This is a genomic window from Bacteroides mediterraneensis, from assembly GCF_900128455.1.
GTDB lineage: Bacteria > Bacteroidota > Bacteroidia > Bacteroidales > Bacteroidaceae > Phocaeicola > Phocaeicola mediterraneensis.
Window position 1 is genome coordinate 1,667,769 of record NZ_LT635783.1, and the last position, 26,201, is coordinate 1,693,969.

The 26,201-nt window shown below is 52.2% G+C and carries 25 protein-coding genes and 1 tRNA gene; 8 read left to right on the forward strand and 18 right to left on the reverse strand.

Annotated elements, in window-relative coordinates; all coding sequences use genetic code 11:
• Positions 1-52 precede the first annotated feature (52 nt).
• The 9 genes from BQ7480_RS06715 to BQ7480_RS06755 all read right to left on the reverse strand — a co-directional run bounded on the left by BQ7480_RS06715 (position 53) and on the right by BQ7480_RS06755 (position 7,877).
• Positions 53-1,324 (reverse strand): S41 family peptidase, encoded by a 1,272-nt coding sequence (locus tag BQ7480_RS06715; RefSeq protein ID WP_072542236.1) that lies wholly within the window; start codon positions 1,322-1,324, stop codon positions 53-55.
• A 148-nt stretch (positions 1,325-1,472) separates the two neighbouring features.
• Positions 1,473-2,258 carry a DUF6624 domain-containing protein gene (locus BQ7480_RS06720; protein ID WP_072542237.1) on the reverse strand — a complete coding sequence of 262 codons (786 nt, stop codon included), beginning with the start codon at positions 2,256-2,258 and terminating at the stop codon, positions 1,473-1,475.
• Positions 2,259-2,280: 22 nt separating this feature from the next.
• Positions 2,281-3,198 carry a hypothetical protein gene (locus BQ7480_RS06725; protein ID WP_210436324.1) on the reverse strand — a complete coding sequence of 306 codons (918 nt, stop codon included), beginning with the start codon at positions 3,196-3,198 and terminating at the stop codon, positions 2,281-2,283.
• Between the two features lie 559 nt (positions 3,199-3,757).
• Positions 3,758-3,842 (reverse strand) — tRNA-Ser (locus BQ7480_RS06730).
• Positions 3,843-3,943: 101 nt separating this feature from the next.
• Positions 3,944-4,399 (reverse strand): hypothetical protein, encoded by a 456-nt coding sequence (locus BQ7480_RS06735; RefSeq protein ID WP_072542239.1) that lies wholly within the window; start codon positions 4,397-4,399, stop codon positions 3,944-3,946.
• Between the two features lie 10 nt (positions 4,400-4,409).
• The gene (locus tag BQ7480_RS06740) at positions 4,410-4,790 is read right to left on the reverse strand and encodes a hypothetical protein (protein ID WP_072542240.1); all 381 of its coding nucleotides are present in this window, start codon (positions 4,788-4,790) and stop codon (positions 4,410-4,412) included.
• A gap of 45 nt (positions 4,791-4,835) precedes the next feature.
• The gene (locus tag BQ7480_RS06745) at positions 4,836-5,387 is read right to left on the reverse strand and encodes an RNA polymerase sigma factor (protein WP_072542241.1); all 552 of its coding nucleotides are present in this window, start codon (positions 5,385-5,387) and stop codon (positions 4,836-4,838) included.
• Between the two features lie 79 nt (positions 5,388-5,466).
• A complete protein-coding gene (locus BQ7480_RS06750; RefSeq protein ID WP_072542242.1) occupies positions 5,467-6,381 on the reverse strand; it encodes a ribonuclease Z in 915 nt (304 codons plus the stop codon).
• A 5-nt stretch (positions 6,382-6,386) separates the two neighbouring features.
• On the reverse strand, positions 6,387-7,877 hold the full coding sequence (locus BQ7480_RS06755) for a butyryl-CoA:acetate CoA transferase (protein WP_072542243.1): 1,491 nt from the start codon (positions 7,875-7,877) through the stop codon (positions 6,387-6,389).
• Positions 7,878-8,142: 265 nt separating this feature from the next.
• Between BQ7480_RS06755 and BQ7480_RS06760 the strand changes: the two genes are divergently transcribed.
• The 5 genes from BQ7480_RS06760 to BQ7480_RS06785 all read left to right on the forward strand — a co-directional run bounded on the left by BQ7480_RS06760 (position 8,143) and on the right by BQ7480_RS06785 (position 13,518).
• The gene (locus BQ7480_RS06760; protein ID WP_072542244.1) at positions 8,143-9,654 is read left to right on the forward strand and encodes a 4Fe-4S binding protein; all 1,512 of its coding nucleotides are present in this window, start codon (positions 8,143-8,145) and stop codon (positions 9,652-9,654) included.
• 33 nt (positions 9,655-9,687) lie between these two features.
• On the forward strand, positions 9,688-11,061 hold the full coding sequence (locus BQ7480_RS06765) for an aldo/keto reductase (protein ID WP_072542245.1): 1,374 nt from the start codon (positions 9,688-9,690) through the stop codon (positions 11,059-11,061).
• Positions 11,061-11,507, forward strand: coding sequence for a DUF1893 domain-containing protein (locus tag BQ7480_RS06770; protein WP_072542246.1), 447 nt, complete (start codon positions 11,061-11,063; stop codon positions 11,505-11,507). Before BQ7480_RS06765 ends, BQ7480_RS06770 begins: the two co-directional genes overlap by 1 nt.
• 8 nt (positions 11,508-11,515) lie before the next feature.
• Entirely contained in the window at positions 11,516-12,025 is a 510-nt protein-coding gene (locus BQ7480_RS06775) for an ECF transporter S component (protein ID WP_072542247.1), read from the forward strand.
• A gap of 407 nt (positions 12,026-12,432) precedes the next feature.
• A complete protein-coding gene (locus BQ7480_RS06785; RefSeq protein WP_072542249.1) occupies positions 12,433-13,518 on the forward strand; it encodes an HpaII family restriction endonuclease in 1,086 nt (361 codons plus the stop codon).
• Between the two features lie 90 nt (positions 13,519-13,608).
• Here BQ7480_RS06785 and BQ7480_RS06790 read toward each other — a convergent pair whose 3' ends face one another.
• The 4 genes from BQ7480_RS06790 to BQ7480_RS06805 form a co-directional block, all read right to left on the reverse strand.
• Entirely contained in the window at positions 13,609-14,586 is a 978-nt protein-coding gene (locus tag BQ7480_RS06790; RefSeq protein WP_072542250.1) for a dihydroorotate dehydrogenase-like protein, read from the reverse strand.
• A gap of 13 nt (positions 14,587-14,599) precedes the next feature.
• A complete protein-coding gene (locus BQ7480_RS06795) occupies positions 14,600-15,268 on the reverse strand; it encodes a YggS family pyridoxal phosphate-dependent enzyme (RefSeq protein WP_072543938.1) in 669 nt (222 codons plus the stop codon).
• A gap of 19 nt (positions 15,269-15,287) precedes the next feature.
• Positions 15,288-15,770, reverse strand: coding sequence for a DUF4494 domain-containing protein (locus BQ7480_RS06800; protein ID WP_139255735.1), 483 nt, complete (start codon positions 15,768-15,770; stop codon positions 15,288-15,290).
• 80 nt (positions 15,771-15,850) lie between these two features.
• The gene (locus tag BQ7480_RS06805) at positions 15,851-17,089 is read right to left on the reverse strand and encodes a fucose isomerase (protein WP_072542252.1); all 1,239 of its coding nucleotides are present in this window, start codon (positions 17,087-17,089) and stop codon (positions 15,851-15,853) included.
• Positions 17,090-17,290: 201 nt separating this feature from the next.
• On the opposite strand from BQ7480_RS06805, the gene BQ7480_RS06810 reads away from it, so the two are divergent.
• The 3 genes from BQ7480_RS06810 to proS all read left to right on the forward strand — a co-directional run bounded on the left by BQ7480_RS06810 (position 17,291) and on the right by proS (position 21,320).
• Positions 17,291-18,493 carry a pyridoxal phosphate-dependent aminotransferase gene (locus BQ7480_RS06810; protein ID WP_072542253.1) on the forward strand — a complete coding sequence of 401 codons (1,203 nt, stop codon included), beginning with the start codon at positions 17,291-17,293 and terminating at the stop codon, positions 18,491-18,493.
• Entirely contained in the window at positions 18,490-19,740 is a 1,251-nt protein-coding gene (locus BQ7480_RS06815) for an ABC transporter permease (protein WP_083581779.1), read from the forward strand. Before BQ7480_RS06810 ends, BQ7480_RS06815 begins: the two co-directional genes overlap by 4 nt.
• Before the next feature lie 89 nt (positions 19,741-19,829).
• On the forward strand, positions 19,830-21,320 hold the full coding sequence (gene proS, locus BQ7480_RS06820; RefSeq protein WP_072542255.1) for a proline--tRNA ligase: 1,491 nt from the start codon (positions 19,830-19,832) through the stop codon (positions 21,318-21,320).
• Positions 21,321-21,391: 71 nt separating this feature from the next.
• Here the strand turns inward: proS and aat are convergent, their stop codons facing one another.
• From aat to BQ7480_RS06845, 5 genes are read right to left on the reverse strand one after another with little or no spacing between them, the layout of a single operon-like run.
• Complete coding sequence (aat, locus tag BQ7480_RS06825) at positions 21,392-22,033, reverse strand: leucyl/phenylalanyl-tRNA--protein transferase (RefSeq protein ID WP_072542256.1); 642 nt, start codon at positions 22,031-22,033, stop codon at positions 21,392-21,394.
• 10 nt (positions 22,034-22,043) lie between these two features.
• Complete coding sequence (locus BQ7480_RS06830) at positions 22,044-24,260, reverse strand: AAA family ATPase (protein ID WP_072542257.1); 2,217 nt, start codon at positions 24,258-24,260, stop codon at positions 22,044-22,046.
• 14 nt (positions 24,261-24,274) lie between these two features.
• On the reverse strand, positions 24,275-24,583 hold the full coding sequence (locus BQ7480_RS06835; RefSeq protein ID WP_072542258.1) for an ATP-dependent Clp protease adaptor ClpS: 309 nt from the start codon (positions 24,581-24,583) through the stop codon (positions 24,275-24,277).
• A gap of 33 nt (positions 24,584-24,616) precedes the next feature.
• Positions 24,617-25,303, reverse strand: a complete 687-nt coding sequence (locus tag BQ7480_RS06840) for a glycine zipper domain-containing protein (RefSeq protein WP_072542259.1) — start codon at positions 25,301-25,303, stop codon at positions 24,617-24,619.
• A 20-nt stretch (positions 25,304-25,323) separates the two neighbouring features.
• Positions 25,324-26,124 carry a M48 family metallopeptidase gene (locus BQ7480_RS06845; protein ID WP_072542260.1) on the reverse strand — a complete coding sequence of 267 codons (801 nt, stop codon included), beginning with the start codon at positions 26,122-26,124 and terminating at the stop codon, positions 25,324-25,326.
• Positions 26,125-26,201 lie beyond the last annotated feature (77 nt).

Sequence of the window (26,201 nt, forward strand, 5' to 3'; positions counted from 1 at the left end):
AACTGGAGGATGGGTAGTGATGTATTCCTCCATCTTCTTCCGTTCAAGTTCATTACTGATTATTAGTACCAATCATTTTTAAGGCAAACTCCAATACCGTATCACGGTTTTTCATAAAATCATTTACATTCTGACAAACTTTATAATCAGGCATGATACTTTTTCCCTCCATTGGGAATCCGTTTGGTGAAAAAAAAGGCTCTCTTGTCGGCAAACGAAAATAAATTCCATTCGTAGTATGGAATGTACGAGGACGATTTCCTGTATCCCCACCAGTCCCTTCACCGATAATTGTCACATCACCACTTTCTTTTAAATCCAATGTGAAACTTTCAGCGGCAGAAAAGGTATATGTACTGGTCAGAAGAAATAATTTACCCTTATATGAATCTTTCCGAGGAATTATTTCCCAATCCGGCGATACGCAATGTGGCTGTGGCTTATGGATGAGGTACTCGCATATTTTTTTACCGTTTCCACTATTTCCTCCTCCATTCTCACGGACATCCACGATTAAATCTGGAAAGTCCTTTACCTGTTGATAAGCTCTGTCAAATTCATCAACAACCGGATCCATCATAGACAATATGCGAATATATCCAATGCTATCCTGTAATACCGTCCATTCCACAGTAGGGTTTTGTTTTTCATGAAAGGCAGATGCTTTTTTCAGATTGAGCGTCAGGCTCACCGTATCTTGATTTCGAATTACCTGATAGGTTGCAATAGTATCGCTCCAAGAACGAAATAGCTTACGGGCGGTCATCAATCTTCGGCATTTTTCGGTAGAAGCAGGAGTATATTTTTCGTTCGTGGCAATCCATTCTGTAACCGGAATTTTATTTATACTCATAATTTCATCCTTATCTTGGAAGCCATTTTCACGCATATACAAATTAGGCTGATTAATAAAAACTCTTCCTTCAATATACAATGGAGCATAATTGGCCGTATAATCGTTTAGATAAACGGAGGCATGACCCGCATTTAGTGCAGCAAAATATTCTTTCAATATCTTGCCAAAATCAACAGGTGTATTTGCCTCTTTTGCTATTCGTCGTACATACTCTTGATGCAAACTATCCATGTTCAAATGCTTGGAAGGATACAATGAGTACTCGTCCAGGGTAACTTGATAGATTTCTTCAAATTCTGCTTTAAAATCCTCCTTCCCAATACAAAACTCATCGGCATAATAAGAAACGACTTTTACATCCCGATTATAGAAATACTTTGCATAAATGACCAATCCGATAAATCCCAATATCAAAAGAATCAAAAGGGATAAAGTAACTTTTACTACTATTCTAATACTCTTCTTCATTGTCTGATGTTTTTTAGTTTTCTGCTGCAAAGTTCCATACTTCGCGAGACTTTTCCACTACCCTGCAGGGTAGTTCTAATTCTATCAGTACAGAACGCCTCACTGAGGTCGTGGGTTTCGCTGCCGATTTGAGGTTGATTTCGGAAGACTAATCAGAATCTTTCTTCCGCTTGAACGATTGAAACCAAGAATTAAAAATTGATTCATGTAGTTTTATATTGTTTCTGTAAAACTCTTTGCTCCAACCGTTTTTAAGTCCGCAATCTTTCATATATTCACTTAATGGCTCAAGTCCGACTTCCTTTCTGAGTGAATCGACCTTCTCAATATCTTGTAGAGGGACCAGATAATCAACTCCATTCCTGGTTATTCTCTGCGTCCCATAAATTTGTTTTTGTCCTTGATTCATAAGGCACCTGTCCGTCAGAAAAGCATATTGCCAACCTTTAGCCGCACCCTTTTGGACAGCTTCTTTCAGTATAGGTAGATACTTATTCTGGATTAAAGAATCTTGGGAATGTTGAATACAAAGGAACAGAGCCTCGTTTGCCTCATAGCCAATATCATCGGGAGAAAGCCAACCGTATTGGTCAATGATTTCAGTAACTCTGACAGCATTTCTCCGGTCTATGCCGTCCATTATCTTTCTTATTTTATCTACATTCCGTTTCTTCTTCGCAGCATCAATCAATAACAGTCTTATACTTTGATCTTCAATTCTCATCTCTTCTAATTCCTTACCGATAGAATATAATTCTGCATCATACTCTTTTTCATAAGCATCAAGAATTCTGATGTAGGTCTTATTAAACGACATAGTATCTTGCTTATCCAGATAATAATGGCAGCTATCCACGATACTTGAAAAATTTTGTGCTGCTGATGTATTACAAAACAAAAAAAACAGACAGATATAAAACAAATTCTTTAACATAATGGTGTATCATTAGTGTCCGCTAAAAAATCATAGGAGTTCTTTGAAATATTAATTCACTCTGATAACGCTCAAGCATGGCAGAAAACTCTTTATATGAATGTAGGGCTTCTTTATACTTGCCTTGCTCATCCAAAATATTAAATTTCACCGAAGCATATTTTAGTGAATCCATGGTGAACGCAGCAGGACTTATTTCCGCAAGAATATTTAGAGCTTTGTCTTGCTCTCCAATTTTTGAATATCCTCGGGCAAAATTCATAGTTTCATCTTTGGAAAGTTCCAAATCCTGATATTTATCTAAAAAGGTTTTGAGATCATCAGGAGAACAGAATTCTATTGTATAAGATAGTAAAGAAGGGAAAAGATATACTTTTCCGTCAGGATTCTTTTGCACTAACGGTATGCAAATAGATAGAAGACTGTCTGCTGGGGACTGGTTATTCAACATCACATAGCCATCAAGCGCATTTGTATAACTCTTGATTTCAAAAATGCCTTTGCCTATAGCGTCATATAATCTTGCAGCTTCAATATTATTCTGAACAAACTCGTTTATCTTATACTGTTTGAGATACAAAGTACCTTGTGCTACCAAGGTATGAGCCAGTAGTAACGAATCAGTTACCACTTGTTTCAAATCACGACCATTCAAGAAGGATTGCATGGCTGAATCATCATCGCCCTGATTCTGATATATCCTGCCTTGATAATAATATGTCCGAAGTTTCTCGTCAGGAGAACCTTTTTTGAGATAATAATCAATGGCCGGTTGAAGGACATCGAAAGTCGTTGTGTCAATATAGTTCTTGTCCAATGCCATGGATTTAAGTAGTGCATACCTGGCTGCTATCTCTTTACCTTTAATATTTGTGACCGGAATGTTCTCCAATATGGTAAGTGCAGAATCAGGCTTGGTTTTCATAAGATTCTCGGCCATATCCATCTGCTCTAATATTGGAGTATTTCTGTCACAAGCGGCAAATACCACAATAGTTATCAGCAAAAGGATGATATTTTGAAATTTATGTATGCACATTATTCGTTCGATGTTAGCTGTTATTTTTTAATCCACAATTAAGTTAGTAGTAATAGGCTACGAATTAATTATCAGCTACATTATTTTCTGTGTGTTGCGTAACCTTTAAACTATTCGCATGCAAAAGTACGAATTGTTCTGTTTTTGCTTACCTGATTCTTTTCTTTTTTAATTAGCTCCGTTACAGTGGGTGTAATGACTTCCCTCCGCAAAGGAATAATTAATAATTGGGTTACAAGCAGACATTTGAACGTCAATGAGCGACAAATCAAGGATTTACATCGAAAATCGTTACAGAAGATTTTCCCGATTTTCCTGTAACGATTTAGTAACGGAACTTTGTCTGAAGTGGGCATTTTAATGTCTTTCGGTTGTCCACCGGATAAATAGAAAAAGTCCCGTAAAACGTTGATTTTACGGGACTTGTCTTAAATTGTCTACCTGAAGTCTTAGGTTTCAGCGGAGAGACAGGGATTCGAACCCCGGGTACCTCGCGGTACAACGGTTTTCAAGACCGCCGCAATCGACCACTCTGCCACCTCTCCAAAACTCTTTTTAGGAGTACCTCGTTTTTCGAAGGCGGTGCAAAGGTACGTAAAGAATTTTGTTTTCCAAATTTTTGGGGCGAAAAAATCGGCCTGAACCCTTATTTTCTTTTCTCCTGACCTTTCTGGCCGTGCTTGAAGCCCTTCAGCAGCTCCCGGTGGAAGCGCATTTCAGCCTTTTGCAGCAGATAGATTTTCTTGGCCGGGAGGAACTGTTTGTACTTCCGCACGTATTCCAGCTCCAGCTCATCGGTGGCGATGCGGGCCTGAATCACGTCTTCCACAATCTTGCCGTATTCCGTCTCGGTGGTATTGGCATTTTTCCCCTGACGAAGTTTCTGCCACGCCTCTTTGTTGTACACCTGTTTCTTGTCCTGCAACTCGAAGTAGAGCGGGAAGAATTTCTGTGCCTCTTCGTTGTTCAGTCCCGCCTGCTGGGTGAAAAATTCTTTCTGGCGGTTGCGGAATTCTTCTTTGCTAAGTTTGGCGTTCTGTGCCTGCAGGCCGGTCAGGCAGACCGTCAGCAGGAGCACGAGCGTGTAAATTGTTCTTTTCATTCTCATTCCTTTATTTATAGATTTCCGTATCTGCATCGGTGAGATACTGGTATAGGGTATAATCGTCCATCATGGTCTGGTTGACAATCGGGTCGATGTATTCGTCGGGCACTTCGGTGAAATCCGTCGTTTCCGAGGCGGCGGCAGGCGACTGCGACTGCTTTTCGCCCACGAACATCCGTACGCTGAGCATCAGTCCGCAGAACATGGCGGCCATGTAGACCCACGGCTTGACGCGTGTCCACAGCGTCAGTTTGGGTGCAGGCTGCGCCTCACGTTCCGGAAGCTTCTCCATCAGCTGTTCCGTGAAGCGTTCAAAGTAACCTTCCGGCACCGTGAAAGGATTCTCGGTTCCACATCTCTTCAGTAAGTCAGTTTCTTCCTTTTTCATATTTTTGCCTCCTTTGGAAGTTAGATTCGAATTTGTAAAAAAGGTTTAATCATGTTGATGAAAAAAATCTTCTATTTTTTTCACGGCATGGTGATAGGATGCCTTCAGCGCCCCTACGCTGGTGCCCAGAATCTCCGACATCTCTTCGTATTTCATTTCCTGGAAATATTTCAGGTTGAAGATGATGCGTTGCTTTTCGGGCAGTTGCAGGATGGCCTTCTGGAAGAGCTTCTGCGTTTCGTCGCCGTTGAAGTAAGGGTCACTCTCCAGTTTGTTGGCCAGGGCCGCGTCGGCATCGTCGAGCGACAGGCGGTTTTCGGCCCGCTGCTTGTTCAGGAAGTTCAGACACTCGTTGAGGGCGATGCGGTAGAGCCAGGTGGAAATCTTGGCGTCGCCGCGGAAATAGTCCAGGTTGGTCCATGCCTTGATGAACGTATTCTGCAACAGGTCGTTGGCGTCGTCGTGTGAAACCACCATGCGCCGTATCTGCCAGTACAGCTGTTCGCTGTAGGCCTTCACTATCCGTTCGAAGCCTTTTCGTTGCATCGACGGGTCCTGAAGCATCAGTATGGTTTCTTTTTCGTTATAATTGTTCATGGCGTGTGCGGGTTCGTCATTGTCTGGTAAGACAATCTCCCGGGGAATCGGTTTAATGAGGTTAGTTTTCTTTAACGTCTCAGAGCGAGATTTTCAGTCCCTCGTCGGCGGCCAAGGTGTCGGGGAAGATGGCGCGGGCCTCTTCCAGCAAGGCATTCTCGTCTTCGTAGCGTGCGGAGAAATGGCCGATGAGCAGGCGTTTCACTCCGGCTTCCCTGGCAATGCGGGCGGCCTGTGCGGCGGTGGAGTGGAGGGTCTGCTTGGCACGGACGGACTCGCTTTCGGTGAAGGTGGCTTCATGAAAAAGCAGGTCCACGCCCGCCACCTGTTCCGCCAGACGGGGCAGGTACACCGTGTCCGAACAATAGGCATACGCCCGTGGCGGGTCGGAGGGAGTGGTGAGCCGGTCGTTGGGAACCACCGTCCCGTCGTCCAGCACATAGTCCTCGCCGTTCTTGATGCGGTTCATCATGCAGATGGGGATGCCGTAGAAATCAATCATGTCGCGCCGGATATGGTTGGGCATCGGCTTCTCGCGAAAGAGGAAGCCGCAGGTAGGCAGGCGATGGCGCAGGGGGATGGTTTCCACGCTGACGGAACGGTCGTCGTAAATCACGGCACGTTCGCCCGGGTTGAAGGGGTGGAACACCACCTGATAGGGCATCCCCTTGCAGAAAAACTCCAGTTGCGGTTCCAGCAGACGTTGCAGGTCGGCATGGGCATGGATGTGGAGGTCGGCCGTACGTTCCAGCATGCCGAACGTGGAAATCAGTCCCATGAGCCCGAAGCAATGGTCGCCGTGGAGGTGGGAGATGAAGATGTGGTTCAGCCGGCTGAACTTCAGCTTGGCACGGCGGAGCTGCACCTGTGTGCCTTCGCCGCAGTCAATCATGAACAGTTTCTCGCGGATGTTGAGCACCTGCGAGGTGGCCTGATGGCGGGTAGTGGGCAGGGCCGAACCGCATCCCAGGATGTGTAGGTCAAATTTTTCCATTCTTTTTAGTCAAACTTGGTGTTTCGCATGTCGCCCGTCTCGGCATAGGCCAGGTGCATCTGGAAGGCATGGCGCAGCGACATCGGCGTGTGGCAGGAGTGACCTTCCGAAAGTTTCAGGTAATCCCACAACAGCTGTTTGTAGTCGGGGTGCGCACAGTTTTCAATGATGCAGCGGGCACGTTGCGAGGGCGATTTCCCGCGCAGGTCGGCCACGCCCTGTTCCGTCACGAGGATGCGCACGTCGTGTTCCGTGCTGTCCACGTGCGATACCTGGGGCACGATGGACGAAATCAGTCCGCCTTTGGCCACCGACGGGGTGGTAAAGATAGACAAAAAGGCGTTTCTGGCAAAATCGCCCGAGCCTCCGATGCCGTTCATAATCTGGCTGCCCGACACGTGCGTGCTGTTCACGTTGCCGAAGATGTCGGCTTCGAGGGCCGTGTTGATGGCGATGATGCCCAGGCGGCGGATCATCTCCGGGTGGTTGGTGATTTCCTGCGGACGCAGCAGGATGCGGTCGCGGAAGGTGCCGATGTGGTCGTACATCGTGTCCAGATGGTCTTCCGACAGGGTGAGCGAGCTGCCGGTGGCAAACCGGATACGGTCTTTCAGCATCAGGTCGATGACCGAGTTCTGTATCACTTCCGTGAACATGGAGAAGGCGGGGAGGTTCGGGTCGTCGCCCAAGGCACCCAATACGGCGTTGGCGATGTTTCCCACGCCCGACTGCAGGGGCAGGAACTCCTTGGGGATGGCACCGTTCTTCCATTCGCGCAGCAGGAAGGAGGCCACGTTGTGCCCGATTTGCAGGGTGGCTTCGTTCTGCGGCGTGAAGGCGGCGATGTGGTCGCGGGCATTCGTGCGGACCACTCCCGTAATCTTCTTCGGGTCGATTTTCACGCTGGTGCGTCCGGCCCGGTCGTTCACGTGGTAGAGAGGAATCTCCGTCCGGTAGGGCGGGTTGTCCAGTATATAGATGTCGTGCATGCCGGTGAGCTTGCCCGTATGCGCTTCATTCAGTTCGATGATGACCCGTTCGGCTTGCTGGAGCAGGGTGGGCGAGATGCCGACCGAGGTGCTCAGGATAATCTCTCCGTCGTCGGTGAGGTCGGAGGCTTCTACGATGGCCACATGGATTTTCCCCAGAAAACCGTAGCGCACGTCTTGTCCGATTTGCGAGAGATGGAGGTCGAAATATTGCACTTCGTGCTGGTTGATGGCCGTGCGCATGTCCTTGTTCGACTGGAAGGGTGTGCGGAACGACACGGCGTGGGCCTTGACCAGGGCACTGTCTACCTGACTGCCCGTGGCGCCTCCCGTGATGAGGCCGACCTTGAATTCTTTACCTTGTGCATGTTGTGCTTCTGCGTAGGCGGCCAGTGCTTCCGGCACCGCTTTCGGTGTACCTACTGATGAAAATCCGCCGATGCCGACGGTGTCCCCATGATGAATCGTGGCAGCGGCTTCGGCTGCCGTAATAAATGCGTATGTCATGATGTGTTTTTGGTCTTTTGCTACAAAATAGTCAGACAAAGTTAGAATTTGTAATTCAGATAACCAATCTTTCTGACATCTTTTCCGGTTTTAGCCCCGAAAGTTATCTGATTCACGCAAAATAAACTTATATTTATGCTTTCTCATCAAAAAAGCGAATCAGAATGATACGTTCAAACGGATTTCCTTTTATTTTTGTGAGGAGTTATCACGGAATTGTGATGAAAGATGAGAGTAACTAACTAAAAATGCTTTTACTGTGAATATGTGGAGAAAAGTCAGGCGCACGCTGGGAGTGTTGTGCCTGGTATTCGTGACGCTGTTGTTCGTCGACTTCACGGGCGTGTTGCATGCATGGCTGGGATGGATGGCGAAGATTCAGTTCCTTCCGGCGCTTTTTGCCTTGAATGCCGGAGTAATCGTGTGTTTGATTTTGCTCACGCTGGTAGCCGGACGTGTGTATTGTTCGGTGATTTGTCCGCTGGGCGTGTTTCAGGATGTGGTGGCCCGTCTGGCCAGAGGCCGCAAGAAAATGCCTTATACCTATTCCAAACCGAAGAGTTGGCTGCGCTACGGGGTGCTGGTCATCTATGTGCTGGCCGTGCTGCTGGGCGTGCATGCCTTGGTGGCTTTGCTCGACCCGTATGCGGTGTATGGCCGTGCAGCCCACAGTTTCCTGCAACCCTTGTGGATGTGGGGCAACAACCTGCTGGCTTCGCTGGCCGAACGCATGGACAGCTATGCGTTCTATTCGGTGGAGGTCTGGCTCAAGAGTCTGCCCGTGTTGATTGTGGCGGCGGTGATGCTGGTGCTGGTCATCGTGCTGGCGGCACGCAACGGCCGTACCTATTGTAATACCATCTGTCCGGTGGGCACCATGCTGGGATTCTTCTCCCGCTTTGCCTTGTTCCGCATCACCATCGACAAGGAGAAATGCAACGGCTGTACCCTTTGTGCCCGCAACTGCAAGGCGGCTTGCATCGACGTGAAGAACCACGCGGTGGACGGAAGCCGTTGCGTGGCTTGCATGGACTGTCTGGACAAATGTCATAAAGGTGCCATCGGCTACCGTTTCGCGTATGGAAAGAAGGCGGAAAAGGCTGAGGCTCCGGTGGCCGGAAAACCGGATTCCACTGCCGGACGCCGGGAGTTCCTGGCCGGCTCTTTGTTGCTGGCAGGGTCGGTGCTGAAGGCACAGGTGGCCAAGAAGGCGGAAGCCATCAAGATGGACGGCGGACTGGCCGACATCATCGACAAGAAAGAGCCGGTGCGCCACACGCCGATTGTACCGCCGGGAGCACAGGGACTCCGTCACCTGCAATCGCACTGTACAGCTTGCCAGCTGTGCGTGTCGGCTTGTCCGAACGAGGTGCTGCGGCCCTCCAGCTCCCTGGATTCCTTCATGCAACCCTACATGTCGTACGAACGCGGCTACTGCCGTCCGGAGTGTACGCGCTGTTCCGAGGTGTGTCCCGCAGGGGCCATCCTGAAAATCGACAAGGCCGAGAAGTCTTCCATCCAGATTGGGCATGCCGTGTGGGTGAAAGACTTGTGCATCCCGCTCACCGACAAGAAGGAGTGCGGCAACTGTGCCCGCCATTGTCCGGTGAACGCCATTTCGATGGTGCCTTCCGACCCGTCCAACCCCGACTCGCTGAAGATTCCGGCTGTGAACGAAGCCCGTTGCATCGGTTGCGGAGCCTGTGAGAACCTGTGTCCGGCCCGTCCGTTGAGTGCCATCTACGTGGAAGGCCACGAACGTCACCGTACGCTTTAACTGAATTGTCTTACCTTTATATATGCAAAGAGAATGGACGAGAAAAAACAGATGAACCGAAGAGATTTCCTGAAGATAGTAGGCATCAGTACGGTGGGAGCCACGGCGGCCCTCTCCGGCTGTGCACCCGATAAGAAAGAAACCAGCCAGGGGGTAGGCGAGGTGCCCGTGGGCAAGATGACCTACCGCCAGTTTCCTCCCAACGAGGACAAGGTATCGCTGCTGGGCTACGGCTGTATGCGCTGGCCCACCCTTCCGGCTCCGGGAGGCGACGGCAACGTCATCGACCAGGAGGAGGTGAACCGGCTGGTGGACTATGCCATCGAGCACGGCGTGAACTATTTCGATACGGCCCCGGTCTATGTGCAGGGCTGGTCGGAGACTTCCACGGGTATCGCCTTGAAACGGCATCCGCGCGAGAAGTTCTTCGTGGCCACCAAGATGTCGAACTTCTCCAATTCCGATTATGATTTCGGGGTGAAGATGTATCACAATTCGATGAAGAAGCTGCAGGTGGACTACATCGACTATTACCTGCTTCACATGCTGGGGGCTCCCGGCAAGCGGGGGTTGCAGGGACGTTTTCTGGACAACGGCCTGCTCGACTTTCTGCTCAAGGAGCGCGAGGCCGGACGTATCCGCCATTTGGGCTGGTCGTTCCATGGCACGAAGGAGGAATTCGACCGGGCACTGGCCATGCACGACCAGGTGCACTGGGATTTCATTCAGATTCAGTTGAACTATTCCGACTGGCTGCATGCTTCGGGCAACAACGTCAATGCGGATTATCTGTATGAGCAGGTGAGCAGCCGGGACATTCCGGTGGTGGTGATGGAACCGTTGCTGGGCGGACGCTTGTCGAACATCCCTGAACACGTGTTTACCCGCCTGAAGGAGCGAAACCCCGAAGGCAGTGTGGCTTCGTGGGCTTTCCGTTTTGCCGGTACGCCGGCCAAGGTGCTGACCGTGCTCAGCGGCATGACCTATATGGAACACCTGCAAGACAACATCCGCACCTATTCGCCGCTGGTGCCGCTCACCCAGGAGGAGAACCAGTTCCTGCTCGACACGGCGGAACTGATGCTGCAATATCCCACCGTGCCCTGTAACGACTGCAAATACTGTATGCCGTGTCCTTACGGCATTGATATCCCCGGCGTCCTGGTACACTACAACAAGTGCGTGAACGAGGGTAACATGCCGAAAGACCGCATGGACGAAAATTACGTGAAAGCCCGTCGGGCCTTCCTGGTGGGTTACGACCGCAGCGTGCCGAAACTCCGTCAGGCCAGCCATTGCATCGGTTGCAACCAGTGCAGCCCGCATTGCCCGCAGTCCATCGACATCCCCAAGGAACTGCACCGCATTGATGCGTATGTGGAGAAACTGAAACAGGAGACGCTGTGATGGAGGAGCTGATACGCTTGCTGAACGAGGGAGGTTATTCCTGCGTGGTGCGTCATGGGGACGAGACCCGCACCTTCTCCCGCCGGGGAGTGGCCGACTTGTATGACTTGTACCGCACCGACCGGGATTTCCTGCAAGGGGCCTGGCTGGCCGACAAAGTCGTGGGAAAAGGGGCTGCCGCCCTGATGGTGCTGGGAGGCGTGGCTCGCGTGTGGACCCGGGTCATCAGTACCCCGGCCCTGAGCCTGCTCCGGAACGGGGGTGTGGAAGTGGCCTTTGCGGAAGAAGTGCCCTGCATCATCAACCGCACCCGCACGGGCCGCTGTCCGCTGGAGACCCTCTGCGACATGTCGGACAATCCCGCGGCACTCTATCCGGTGATTGAGGGCTTTGTGAGCCGCATGCGGGAAGCCGCAGAAAAAGAAAAAACAAACGTTGAAAAATAGACTTATACATGGAAACAACCGTAAAACTTTACACATTGGGCTACAGCCGCGTGAAGACCTACGTCACCGCCCTGCTGTTTGTGGCCGGAAACATCGTCCTGCCCCAGCTTTTTCATCTGGTGCCGCAGGGAGGAGTGACCTGGCTGCCCATTTATTTCTTCACCCTGGTAGGGGCTTATAAATACGGCTGGAAGGCCGGACTGCTGACGGCGGTGCTCTCGCCGCTGCTCAACTCGTGGTGGTTCGGTATGCCTGCGCCTGCCGTGTTGCCGGCCATCCTGCTGAAATCCGTCCTGCTGGCCGTGGGAGCCGGACTGGTGGCTGCCCGCTTCCGGAAAGTCACCCTGCCGTTGCTGCTGGGCGTGGTGCTGTTCTATCAGGTGGCAGGTACGCTGGGCGAATGGATGCTCTCCGGCAGCCTGTTCACTGCCTTGCAGGATTTCCGTATCGGCATTCCAGGCATGCTGCTGCAAGTGCTGGGAGGCTACTGGCTCATCTGTCGTGTGCTGAAGAAATAAGAAGACTTTTGAGGGCTTTTGACACCCGTGGGAAAACGCCTTTGCGTTTGGGTTCAAACGTCCTTGCGTTTTACTTGAAATGTCCTTGCGTTTGAACCAAAACGTAAGGACGTTTTTTTTAGGGGTAACGGCGGGTGGAAAAGGCCTTCTGGAAGGGCTGAGAAGAGGAAAGGTGAGGGGGGTGGCGAACGGGCATAAAAAAAGGAGTTCCGCTGAACTCCAACCTTTTGTTAACCTTAAATCTAATACTATGAAAAACACATTGCAAAGGTACGTATTTTCTGGTTCTCTGCAAGCAAAATACCCGAAAAAATCTGTTTAATAACATCTATTAGGATTTGCTTTTGTCGGAAACGTTTTTGTTAACGCTTCTTTTACTACCTTTGCACTTAAAAAATAAAGAGATTATGGCATTTGAAGCGACGAAAAGAGAATGGGGGGAACTGTATGCGTTTTTCCGGCTGCTGGCCGACGGCTACGTGTACGGCGGAACTCCCGACGTGAAGAAGAACGAAACGCTCCGTCTTCCGGTGGCGATGGTGCAGCGCGAGGAGCACGACGGTACGCGTCAGTATATTCTGGAGAAGGATTCTATCCATCTGAAAGGGGAGCACATCGACAAGCGGATTCCGCGCGAGGACTTTGCCACGGTGGCCGAGCTCATCTATGCCGCCATCCGTCAGAGTCGGGAAGACGACGTGACCTCGCCCGACGGGGTGGAGGAGTTCCTCGACGAGGTGGCCATCTTCGACCTGGAGGCCCGCACGGACGACCGTACGGATTTCAGTGTGGCGTTCTATTCGGTGGATGCCCCGCTCATGGGTTTCTGCGTACGTTCCCGGCTGGGGATGATGATTCCACTGCTCGACGGCGGACGCACGGCCAACTTCAAGTTTGAGCAGACGGGTGTGAAGTTTGCCACGCCTACCGTCAACAAAATCAATGCGGAAGGGGAGGAAGACGACGTGGTGTCGCGGATGCTGATGATTGAGCGGCTGGGCGGCGTGCTGAAGTACAGCGATGTGGCCGACAAGATTTTCCGCAGCAACCTGTCGATGATTGACCTGCACATGGGGCGTCTGCTGGCCGAAATGACCCGCCTGATGTGGCTGGACGGCCTCACGAAGGTGTCGGACCTGACGGAGGAACTCAAGAAACTGAATCCGCTGAAAATCAAGGATGAACTGATAACGAAGCACCGTTTCTATGAATACAAGGTGAAGGAGCTGCTGCTGGCGCTGGCCATGGGCATGCGTCCGGCCAAGCTGTACAACGGTACCGACTCGGCCATCGCCGGTTTCCTGTTCGTGACGGGCGACGGCGAGGTGTTGTGCTACCAGCGGGCGTTCCGCCAGACCTTTGCCGACTTCCTGTTCCAGAACAGCCGCCTGGAGAAAGGCCCCACCGAGAAAGACAAGTACGGCTACCTGGAGCGTGAAAACGGGGTGTATTATTTCAAGCTGAACCTGAAAATCGGTCTGCTGAAACGCTGAGGCCGGGCCAATGAAGACAAAAAAAGCGGATGCTTCCTTCCTTTTCCAGGTAGAAGCATCCGCTTTTTTATGCGTTTCCGCGAAGCCGTTTTATTCTTCGTGGTTGCTGTAGTATCTCATGAACTGGGTACGTTCGAAGGGGTTCACTTCGCCGGCGGCGGCTGCGTTCATCTTGCCCTTGAACTGTGCGATGGTCGTGTAGCCTTTGTCGTCCATCCATTCTGCCAGTTCCTTCTTCATGGTCTCAATCATCTGGTTGCCGTGCTGGTAGATGATGCTGCATATTTCTACGGCAGAAGCTCCGGCCAGCAGGGACTTGATGACACCTTTTCCGCAATGCACACCGCCCGAAACGGCATAGTCCAGCTGCGGCACTTCGGCCGAAGCGATGGCTGCCCAGCGGATGCGGTCGGCCAGTTCGGAAGGAGAACTCATCACACTGGCGGTGGTGAAGGTCAGGTTGTCAATCTGGATGTCCGGCTGGTAGAAACGGTTGAACAAGACCACGGCAGCCGCTCCGTTGGCATAGAGCTGGTTGATGAGGGCTATCGGGTTGGTCAGGTTGCTGCCCAGTTTCAGGATGACCGGGATGCGGACCACCTTCTTGATGTGGCGCAGGATGTCGATGTGGCGCTGTTCGAAGCTGCCCGGCTTGTAGTCCTTGCTGGTCTGCAAAGACAGGATGTTCACTTCCAGTGCATCGGCTCCGGCCTGTTCCATCAGGCGCGCAAAGTCGGTCCATTCGCTGTCGCTGTAGCAGTTGATGCTGGCGATGACCGGAATCTTGCAGTGCTTCTTCACGTCCTCAATCAGGGCGATGTGCTCGTTCAGGGCATGAGAGCGCACGTAAGCTCCCAGGTAGTCGTCGGCTTCGGGAGAACCGTAGCTCTGCATGCTGCCTGTCTGCATATTGATTTGTTCTTCGAAAACTGATTTCAGTACCACTGCACCCGCTCCGGCTTCTTCCAGTTTCTGGATTTTGGCCAGGCTGTTCGTCAGGCCCGAACTGCTGATGATAATCGGGTTGTTCAGGGTTAACCCCGCAAAAGTTGTTTTTAGTTGTGCCATATTCTTCTCGTTTTTAATATACTCTTTCTCCGAAAATCTTGCTGCCTACGCGTACCATCGTGCTGCCGGCTTTCACGGCCAGCTGGTAGTCGTGCGACATGCCCATGGAAATCTCCTTGAAGCGGTCGTCGTGCGCGAAATACGTGTCTTTCAGTTCCGTGAAGAAGCGGTGCAGACTTTCAAATTCCTGGGTAATTTCCGCTTGGTCGTCCGTATTGGTGGCCATGCCCATCACGCCGCTGATGGCCACATGGGTCAGTTCCTGCCATGGTTCGGTGTCGAGCATCTCGCGGCATTCCTGGAAAGAAAATCCGTATTTGCTGTCTTCTTCGGCGATATGGATTTCCAGCAGGCAGGGAATCACGCGGTTGCATTTGGCGGCCTGTTTGTCGATTTCGGCCAGCAGCTTGTAGGTGTCTACCGCATGAATCATGGCGATGTAGGGCGCAATGTACTTCACCTTGTTGGTCTGCAGGTGGCCGATGAAATGCCACTCGATGTCGGCAGGCAGGGAAGCCTGCTTCTTGCTCAATTCCTGTTCCTTGCTTTCCCCGAAGATGCGCTGTCCGGCTTCGTAGGCCGCCAGGATGGCTTCGTTGGGGTGGAACTTGGATACAGCTACCAGGCGCACTTGGGGAGGAAGTTGTGTCCGTACCTCATTTAAATTAGACTGAATATCCATGGTTCTGATAAGTGTTTGTTCATCGTTTGTCTGCATCCGGGAATTCCGGTTTCACGTCGGGCTCTGCCGAGTAGGGATATACATCCATCAGGGCGGTTTCGGCCACGGAAGCAATCACGTAGTCGGCCATCGTGCCCTTCATGCCTTCGTCCAGTTTCTTCACCGCGTCGCGCAGGTCGGCAGCCTGTACCAGCACGTTGGTGGCCGTTTTCTTTTCGGCACCGCTCTTCTCGTCGAGGGTGATGAAATAGAGCTTGCACTTGAACCAGCGGTCGGCTGCTTCCTCTTCGCTGGGGAAGAGCTCGCTGTAGTTGGCGCGCTTGATGTCGGATACGGTGAATTCTCCGCTGATGAAGGGAGTGATTTCTTCGATAATACGCGATTCAGCCTCGGTGAAGCTGAGTGCGTCCACCAGATAGGGTTCCGTCACTTTCTTGTTCATGCCGTTTTCGGCTACTTTTTCGTAACGGATTTTGCATTCAAACCAGTTATGCATCATAATTTTTCTTGCTTTTCAATTTGTAATAATTCACACAAAGATACGATTATAAATTGAATGGGAGAACAAATGGTTTTGAAAAATCAGTCAATTCGCAATTTGCAGCGGTTTTGTTGCATGAATTCCTGAATGACGTCGGCATAGTTTCCCTGTATCAGGATGTGATGGTTGCCCAGCGGGTTGTGCAGGAAGTAATCGACCGGCTTGTCCAGCCGTACCTTCAGCTGGGTGCGGCAGCAGGTCACCAGGTTGGTGTTCTCGACGAGGTGGCCCGACGACAGGTAGTATTCGTCCAGACACTCGCCGCCGCACTTGAAGAGGGTCACTTCGCCTGCGTGTACGATGCCCTGGATGGCGATGCCGCTCTCCGTCTCGAAATGGTTGCGGATGATGAACTGTTCGGCCATCCGCGTGGGGATGGAGCAGTGGGCCAGGAGCACCTCGTTGCGGGCCAGGTCGACAAACGACGGGTTGGCCATGAAGGCCGGCTGGCCGATGAGTTCCTTCACCATCAGCAGGGTCATGATGGACTGGAGGTCGCCTTCGCATCCGGCAGGGATGCCTTCGTCGTTCAGCAGGGAGAGGGCCAGGCAGCCCGTGGTCTTCAGGCTCTGGATGAGCGAGAAGCAGGAAAGGGTGAGGGCGTCCAGTTTTTCTTCCTCGCACACGCGGCGGATGGCCCTGTACAGTCGCATGGCCCGCAGCAGTTCTTCGGGGGTGGCCTCCTGAATCCCCTTGGCACGGTTGGCGAACAGGGAGGCTTCCACGCCGATTTCGTCGTCGGTAATCTCATGGAAGGCCTTTTCCACGTGTTCGATGGGGATGTCGGTATAAATCACTCCCCAGCGCTGTCCGGCCAGCAGGTAGTCCACATGGCTGGCCACCAGCCAGGAAGCCGGAGTACCGATGACGCCGATGCGTTTCTTCTTCAGGGCCCGTTTGGCGGCAAAGGCCTGATGGTGCAGGAGCACCTGGTTGGCCATGTCGGGCGCCGGTCCGTGGATGATTCTCACCTTCATGTCTCTCGACTGTATCCAGGCGGAGATTTCGAGGGCGGCGGCCAGCGAGTTGTTCAGTCCGTCGGTGAGCAGGGTGATGGGATAGGGCAGGATGCTGAAAAAGCGCACCACGGCACTTTCCACACCGCCGCTGGCGATGAACGCCATCTTGTATTCGTTGCTGGGTATGCGGTCGGCTTCGGTATAATTGACCAGATGGAGCGTGAAGTGTTTCTCCAGCTCGACGAAGAGGTCTTTGTGTTTGTCGTAAACTTGCTCTGTGCGGTAGGTTCCGGCAGTAAATATAATTAGGTAAAGATTCATGTGAGATGGAATGTTTGGTTATCGGAAGCAAACATACGGATTTTTTGGGTTGAAGACATGGAAAATGCCTGAAAAGGCGTTAAACTTTCCTTGGAGGGCTTTTTTACGGGTAGCGGATGGCTGTTTTTTCTGAACACAAAGTTGGTTTATTTCGTCAATCCCTTTATCTTTGCAATTCAGAATTTTTTAAACTCATAAAATATGCCACAAATATCCATCAGAGGAACTGAAATGCCGGAGTCGCCGATTCGTAAACTGGCACCCTTGGCTGAAGCTGCGAAAGAGAGAGGAATTCATGTGTACCACTTGAATATCGGTCAGCCTGACCTGCCTACTCCGCGAGCGGCCCTCGATGCGATTCGAAATATTGACCGGAAGGTGCTGGAATACAGTCCCAGCCAGGGTTACCGCAGCTACCGCGAGCGGCTGGTGGGGTATTACGAAAAGTATGACATCCACTTGGATGCCGACGACATCATCATCACGACCGGGGGGTCGGAAGCGGTGTTGTTCGCGTTCATGAGTTGCCTGAACCCGGGCGATGAGATTATCGTGCCGGAACCGGCCTATGCCAACTACATGGCCTTTGCCATCTCTGCCGGCGCAATTATCCGTACGGTGACGACGACCATCGACGAGGGTTTCTCCTTGCCGAAGGTGGAGAAGTTCGAGGAGCTGATTAATGAACGCACGAAGGGTATCCTGATTTGTAACCCGAACAACCCGACCGGCTACTTGTACACCCGCCGGGAGATGAACCAGATTCGGGACTTGGTGAAGAAGTACGACCTCTTCCTGTTCTCCGACGAAGTGTATCGGGAATTTATCTATACGGGCTCACCTTATATCTCTGCCTGCCACCTGGAAGGCATCGAGCAGAACGTGGTACTGATTGACTCCGTGTCAAAGCGTTATTCGGAGTGCGGTATCCGCATCGGAGCCTTGATTACGAAGAACCCGGAAGTGCGCAAGGCCGTGATGAAATTCTGTCAGGCCCGCCTGAGTCCTCCGTTGATTGGACAGATTGCGGCAGAGGCTTCGCTCGACGAACCGGAAGAATATGCCCGCGAAACGTACGACGAGTATGTGGAACGGCGTAAGTGCCTGATTGACGGACTGAACCGTATCCCGGGCGTGTATTCGCCGATACCGATGGGGGCTTTCTATACGGTGGCCAAACTGCCGGTAGACGACTGTGAGAAGTTCTGTGCCTGGTGCTTGTCCGACTTCAACTACGAGGGGGAAACCGTCATGCTGGCTCCGGCCAGTGGTTTCTATACCACGCCGGGCGGCGGCAAGAACGAGGTGCGTGTGGCCTATGTACTGAAGAAAGAAGACCTGGTACGGGCGCTGTTCATCCTGCGTAAAGCACTCGAAGCCTATCCGGGAAGAGTGGATGAATGATGAGCAACTGGAAATTTTTTATCGCACGGCGGATTTACCGCAGCCGGGAAGGCGGGAAGGAGGTCTCGAAACCGGCTATCCGGATTGCGATGGCCGGCATTGCCATCGGGCTGGCGGTGATGCTGGTATCGGTGGCCGTGGTCATCGGCTTCAAGCATCAGGTACGCGACAAGGTCATCGGCATGGGGTCTGACATTGTGGTCTCCAGCATCGACGGGGCACAGCTCTACCAGATGAACCCGGTGGTGGGCAATGACAGCCTGCTTTCGGTGATACGGCAGATTCCGGAGGTGAGTCATGTGCAGCGTTACTCCACGAAGCCGGGCATGATTATGACGGCCGATAATTTTCAGGGAATGATTGTGAAGGGGGTGGCTCAGGAATACGACTGGACTTACCTGAAGGCGCATTTGCAGGAAGGGGAGATTCCGGTGCTCACGGATTCCGTGGCCAGCAACCGCGTATTGATTTCCCGTTCCATGGCCGACAAGCTTTCCTTGAAGGTGGGCGACAAGCTGTACACCTATTACATTGAAGACAATGTGCGGGCGCGCCGGCTGACGGTGAGCGGGATTTTCCAGACACACTTTTCATCTTTCGACGATTATTTTCTCGTGACGGACATGTACACGGTGAACCGCCTGAACGGTTGGGAACCGGACCAGGTGGGGGGCGTGGAAGTGGCCGTGGCGGACTATGACGACTTGAATACGGTGAATGATGCCATCCGGGCACATATCCAGGAGCGGATCGACCGTTACGGGGCGGTGTATTGCTCACGCACGTCGGAAGAACTCTATCCGCAGATTTTTGCCTGGCTGGATTTGCTCGACACGAATGTGTGGGTCATCCTGATTCTGATGACCGGCGTGGCGGGCTTTACCATGATTTCGGGCTTGCTGATTATCATTCTCGAACGTACGCAGATGATTGGAATTCTGAAAGCGCTGGGGGCCGACAATGCTTCCATTCGGAAGATATTCCTGTCGTTCTCTGTCTTCCTCATCGGGAGGGGCATGTGCTGGGGGAATGTCATTGGACTGGCGTTCTGCGTCATCCAGTATTTCTTTGAGCCTTTCAAGCTGGACCCGGCCACATACTATGTCAGTGCGGTTCCCGTGGAGCTTCATTTGGGCTGGATTGTGCTGCTGAACGTCTGTACCCTGCTGGTGTCTGTAGCCATGCTGGTGGGACCGTCTTATCTCATCAGTCATATTCATCCTGCAAAATCCATTCGTTTTGAATAAATCCTGTTTCAAAATCAGAGGCAAACGAATCTTTTTTACTAATTTTGCGGTCTCAATTGATATTAAAAATAAAATAACTACATAAAGTTATGGCAAAAGAATTAAAAGAACTTACCAAAAGAAGTGAGAACTATTCACAATGGTATAATGATTTGGTGGTAAAGGCCGACTTGGCTGAACAGTCTCCGGTGCGTGGCTGTATGGTAATCAAGCCTTACGGATATGCCATCTGGGAAAAGATGCAGCGCATCCTGGACGATATGTTCAAGGCTACAGGACATGTGAACGCCTATTTCCCGCTGTTGATTCCGAAATCTTACCTGAGCCGTGAGGCAGAACACGTGGAAGGTTTCGCCAAGGAATGTGCGGTGGTGACACATTATCGTCTGAAGAATGCGGAAGACGGTTCGGGTGTGATTGTAGACCCGGCAGCCAAACTGGAAGAAGAGCTGATTATCCGTCCGACCTCGGAGACCATCATCTGGAGTACCTATAAGAACTGGATTAACTCTTACCGTGACCTGCCTATCCTGTGCAACCAGTGGGCGAACGTAGTTCGTTGGGAAATGCGTACCCGTCTGTTCCTGCGTACGGCTGAATTCTTGTGGCAGGAAGGTCACACGGCACATGCCACTCGTGAAGAAGCAGAGGCTGAAGCACAGAAGATGTTGCACGTGTACGGTGATTTCGCTGAAAAATACATGGCCGTACCGGTCGTCAAGGGTGTGAAATCAGCCAACGAACGTTTTGCCGGTGCCTTGGATACGTATACTATCGAGGGACTGATGCAGGACGGAAAGGCTTTGCAGTGTGGTACGTCTCACTTCCTGGGACAGAACTTTGCCAAGGCCTTCAACGTGCAGTTCGTCGACAAGAACAACAAGCTGGATTATGTATGGGCTACTTCTTGGGGCGTATCTACCCGCTTGATGGGTGCCTTGATCATGACCCACTCTGACGACAACGGTCTGGTACTTCCGCCGCACTTGGCTCCGATTCAGGTAGTGGTAGTTCCTATCTACAAGAACGACGAACAGCTGAAGCAGATTGATGCCAAGGTGGAAGGCATCGTCAACAAGCTCCGCAGCATGGGCATCTCCGTGAAATACGACAATGCCGACAACAAGCGTCCGGGATTCAAGTTTGCCGACTATGAACTGAAGGGTGTACCTGTACGTCTGGTAATGGGTGGCCGCGACCTGGAAAACAACACGATGGAAATCATGCGTCGTGATACCCTGGAAAAGGAAACCCGTTCTTGCGAAGGCATCGAAGAATACGTAAAGAACCTGTTGGAAGAAATCCAGCAGAACATCTACCAGAAGGCGTTGAAGTACCGCAACGAACACATCTACAAGGTGGATACTTACGAAGAATTCAAGGAACAGATTGAGAAGGGTGGATTCATTCTGGCTCACTGGGACGGTACACCGGAAACGGAAGACCGCATCAAGGAAGAAACCAAGGCTACTATCCGCTGTCTGCCTTTCGAAGCCGACGAAGAAAGCCTGACTCCGGGTGTGGATATGCTGACCGGCAAACCTTCTGCACGTCGTGTGCTGTTTGCCCGCGCTTATTAATAAGATGCTATTTACAGTCATTCATAAAAAAGTCCGGTTCTCGCAAGGGAACCGGACTTTTTTTATGGACTTTATTCTACTCTCAGGTATTGCATGTATTCCTCGTAACTGATGTAACGTCCGCCCATCGACTTGAGGTGGGGCGTTTCAAACTGGCAGTCGATGAGGGTACCTCCGTGGGCATGCAGCAGTTGGGCCAGCCGGATTAGGGCCAGCTTGGAGGCACTGGGCACGAGCGAGAACATGCTCTCGCCGAAGAAACACGTGCCGAGGGTCACGCCATACAGTCCCCCGACCAGCTTGTCGCCTTCCCACACTTCCACGCTGGCCGCCAGATTCTGCTCGTACAGGCGGATGTAAGCCTCAATCATTTCCTCGCCCAGCCAGGCTCCTTCCTCGTCGATGCGGAGCTTCGAACAGTTCCGTATCACTTCTTCGAATGCCTGGTTGAAGGTTACCCTGTAAGTGTTTTTATGCATCAGCGTGCGCATGGAGTGGGAGATGTGAATCTCGCCCGGGAAGATGACGAAACGCTGCAAGGGGCACCACCACTGGATGACTTTCCGGCGGAATGCATACCAGGGGAAGATGCCGTTGGAATAGGCCAGGATAAGGCGGTCGACCGACAAGTCGCCCCCGATGGCCAGCAAGCCGTCGGGGTCTCCCCAGTGCGGGTCGGGGAAAGCCAGTTTTTTAGTCAGTTGGAAAACCATGGTGTGCAGATTATGAGAGAATACTCAGTTGGTTGTTTGCTACGGTGACCGTGACGTCGCCTCCCTGTTTCAGCGAGCCGAAGAGGATTTCCCGCATCAGCAGCGGCTTCAGATGGCCTGCAATGGCGCGGTCCATTTCCCGGGCTCCGTATTCCGGATTGAAGCCTTCCTTCAGCAGCCATTCGTGGGCTTCGGGCGTCAGATGCAGACGGACGTTGCGCCGTTCCAGCTTTTCGTCCAGCTGGCGCAGTTTCTTGTCGAGTATCTGTACGGCCATATCCCGGCTCATGTCGTGGAAGACCACGGTTGCCGACAGACGGTTCAGGAATTCCGGTTTGAAGGTTTTCTTCACTTGGCGGAGCATGGCCTGTCCTGTGGTCACCTGGCTGTTGAAGCCGATGGACGCCTGGTGCGCATACTGTGCCCCCGCGTTCGAGGTCATGATGAGAATCAGGTGGCGGCAGTCAGACTTCCGTCCCTTGTTATCCGTCAGCACCGCATAGTCCATCACCTGCAACAGGATGTTGAAGATGTCGGAGTGTGCCTTCTCGATTTCATCCAGCAACAGCACACAGTTGGGCGTTTTCCGGATGGCATCCGTCAGCAATCCCCCGTCCTCGTAGCCGATGTATCCGGCCGGCGAACCAATCAGTTTGGCGATGGTATGCTTCTCCATGTATTCGCTCATGTCGAAACGCACCAGCGAGATACCCAGTTCCGAAGCCAGTACCTTGGCTACCTCTGTCTTGCCCACTCCCGTAGGGCCGACAAACAGCAGGCTGGCCAGTGGCTTGTGCTCGTCCAGCAGTCCCGCCTTGGCCATCTGCACGGCTTCCACCACCTGCTTGATGGCCTCGTCCTGTCCGTAAATCTGTCCGGCGATGTGGTCGTAAAGGGCTTCCAGCGAAGCGTTGTCTTCCTCCTTGAACGCATTCGCATCAATCTTGCAGGTGTGCGACAACACCTCCGTAATCAGCTTCTTGTCGACCGTCTGTGCCCCTTCGTCCGTGGGATGGATTTCCCGGTAGGCCCCGGCCTCGTCAATCAGGTCGATGGCTTTGTCGGGCAGGAAGCGGTCGTTGATGTAGCGGGCGCTGGCCTTGACGGCATATTCGATGACTCCCGGTTCGTAGGTCACGTGGTGATACGTTTCGTATTTTTCCTTCAGTCCCTCCACGATGCGGACAGCTTCGTCGATGCTTGGCTCTTGGATGTCAATCTGCTGAAAGCGGCGTACCATGCCTTTGCTGCGCGAAAAGTACCGGTTGTATTCTTCGTAGGTAGTAGACCCGATGAAGCGGATGTCACCCTGTTCCAGGTACGGTTTCAGCATGTTCGAGGCATCCATCGAACCTTCGCCGATTTGTCCGGCCCCGATAAGGTTGTGTATCTCGTCGATATAGAGAATGGCCTTCTTTTCCGAGCTGAGGCTCTTCATGACACTTTTCAGACGTTGCTCGAAGTCGCCCCGGTATTGCGTGCCGGCCAGCAGGCTTCCCAAGTCCAGCTCATAAATATGGCTGCCCCGCAGGCGTTCAGGCACCTCGCCGGCTTCTATGCGGGCCGCCAGCCCGTAGGCCAGGGCCGTTTTTCCCACCCCCGGTTCGCCGACGTGCAGCGGGTTGTTCTTGTCTTTCCGGCACAGCACCTCGATGGTGCGTTCCAGTTCCTTTTCCCGGCCAATCAGCGGGTTGTGGGTGTCCAGCCGATCGTTCAGGCACGTGAGGAAGTTCTTCCAGGGACCACGCGCGTCTTCCATCTCGTTTTCCTCCAGACTGAGGTCGTCCCCATAGATGACCACCAGCTGGCTGATAAAGTCCATAATCCGTTCTTTCAGGTGTTTTCTCAGGAAGAAGCATGCCCACGAGTCGGGCAACAGCAATATGGCCTGCACCAGATGGGGTACGTCGAGCAGCTCGGAACCCGACGCTTCCACGAAACTGTATGCATTATCGAACAGCAGGTTCGATTGTACCGAGAACTGCAGTTCGTAGTTTGTACCTTCCGGCACCTGCTCCATTTTCTGGGCCAGGTACTCGTCTACTTCTTCTTCCAGCACGGGGATGTGACAGAAACATTCTTCTACAGCTTCCACAAAAGGGTCTTGATTAAAGAGTGCGCTGAGGATGTGTTCCGGGGTGATAAACTCATGGCGGTAACGGAATGCCAGTCCCTGGGCAAACGACAGCGCTTTGTCTACATATACAGATTTTTCGATGTGACTCATTGGTTCTTTTCAGTTTAATTGTCTTCAGGTTCTACAGTCAGTCGCAGGGGAAATCCTTCCTCGCGGGCCATTTGTGTGGTTTTCTGCGCCTTGGACTGCGCGATGTCATAAGAATAGATGCCTGCCGTGGCCGAACCTTCCAGGTGAATTTTCATGGTCAGGTCCTCGGCCTGCAGCTGCGATTTGAAAAACACGAGTTGGAGTACTTTCACCACGAAGTCCATGGTGGTGAAGTCGTCGTTGTGGAACACCACCTTGTAGTGTTTGGGTTCGCTCAGTTCCACGTGTGTCTTTTCTTTACATAACGATTGTTCTTTTTCCATTGTGGTCTAATTCAGATGATGGGTTGTGAAAGGTCAGCGTGCCGTCTCCAAGGTAAACTCCTGACGGTCGTAAATTTGTCCGTGGGTGTCGGTCACCGCAATACGGAAGGTGGCCGTACCGTTTTTCACACGTTTACCCACACTCACGGTAGCCGTATATTTCACTCCGTTGCCCGGCAGAATCTGTTCCACCAGGATGGAGGGCGAAATGTGTATCTGTTTGACCCCGCTGATTTCCGTCACGCTGGGAATCACGTTGTAAGCCGTTTCGCTGCCTTCGTTCATGATTTCAAAAATGATTTTACTGCTCTCTCCACCGTTCAGAATGTGGTCGCGGCTCTCGTCGATGAACCGCAGATTGCGGATGTATAGGGCCGACAGGGCCGACGAGGTGTTGTAGGGTTCGGTGTATACCTCTTCCACGGGGCGTTCTGCCGGATAGCCTTGGGGATTGCCTTCCGCTTCACGCGACTTGGGGGCAGTGAGTGCACCCCCGATGGCCGCTCCGGCCAGGGTACCGATGATGCTTCCGATGGCAGAGCCTCTGTAGCTCCCTCTCCATCCGTGACGGGAGTCGCCCACCAGTCCTCCGATGGCACCTCCTACGTTGCTTCCGATAGCGGCTCCTCCTACGATGGCCCCTGTGCGTTCAGGCTGGATGGTACCGCATCCTCCGGCCAGCAGCGATACGCCCAAAAGCGCGATGACAATTCTTCTCATGGCTGATATGTGGTTAGGTGTTACTTTTTATTTCCGTACTGGGCCTTGATGGCCGGAAGTTCTTTCTGGATGTCGCTGATGCGGCGGGCATCGCTGGGGTGCGTACTCATGAATTCAGGTACTTTCCCGCCCGAGCTGGCCGACATCTTCTGCCAGAACGTGACCGCCTTGTCGGGATTGTAGCCCGCCATGGTCATCAGCACCAGTCCCATGTAGTCCGCCTCCGACTCGTGCTTGCGCGAGAAGGGGAGGGTGACCCCATATTGCGAGCCGATGCCGTACACCGTACTGGCCACGGTCTGTATCATCTGGCTTTTGCCCGAAAGGCTCTGTCCCAGCAGTTGGGCACCATACTGTGTCAGCATCTGCTGGCTGATGCGTTCGTTGCTGTGCTTGGCCACCGCATGAGCCACCTCGTGTCCCAGCACTACGGCCAGTTCATCGTCCGAGGAGACCAGCTTCATCAGGCCTTCGTACACCACAATCTTCCCGCCCGGCATGCAGAACGCATTCACTTCGTCGCTCTTCACCAGATTGAACTCCCAGGAGAATTCCTGGATATCTGCCGCCAGTCCCTGGTTGCGCAGGTATTGCTCCGTGGCCGCGGCGATGTTTTTCCCTACCCGGACCACCATGGCCGTCTGGGTCGCGTTGGTCGATTTCTGGGCAGTCTTGATATAGTTGTTATACTGGGTCAGGCTGGAAGATAGCACTTCCTGGTCGGAAACCAGCAACAGCTGTTTGCGTCCGGTGAGGGGCACCGAACTGCATCCTGCCAGCATCAGCAGGGAAAGAAAGTATAAACTACACTTTTTTTTCATAACGGTTTCGTGAGATGTTTTACAAACATACACAAAAAATGATGATTTTTGATTATGTTTGTGGCAATAAACTGAAA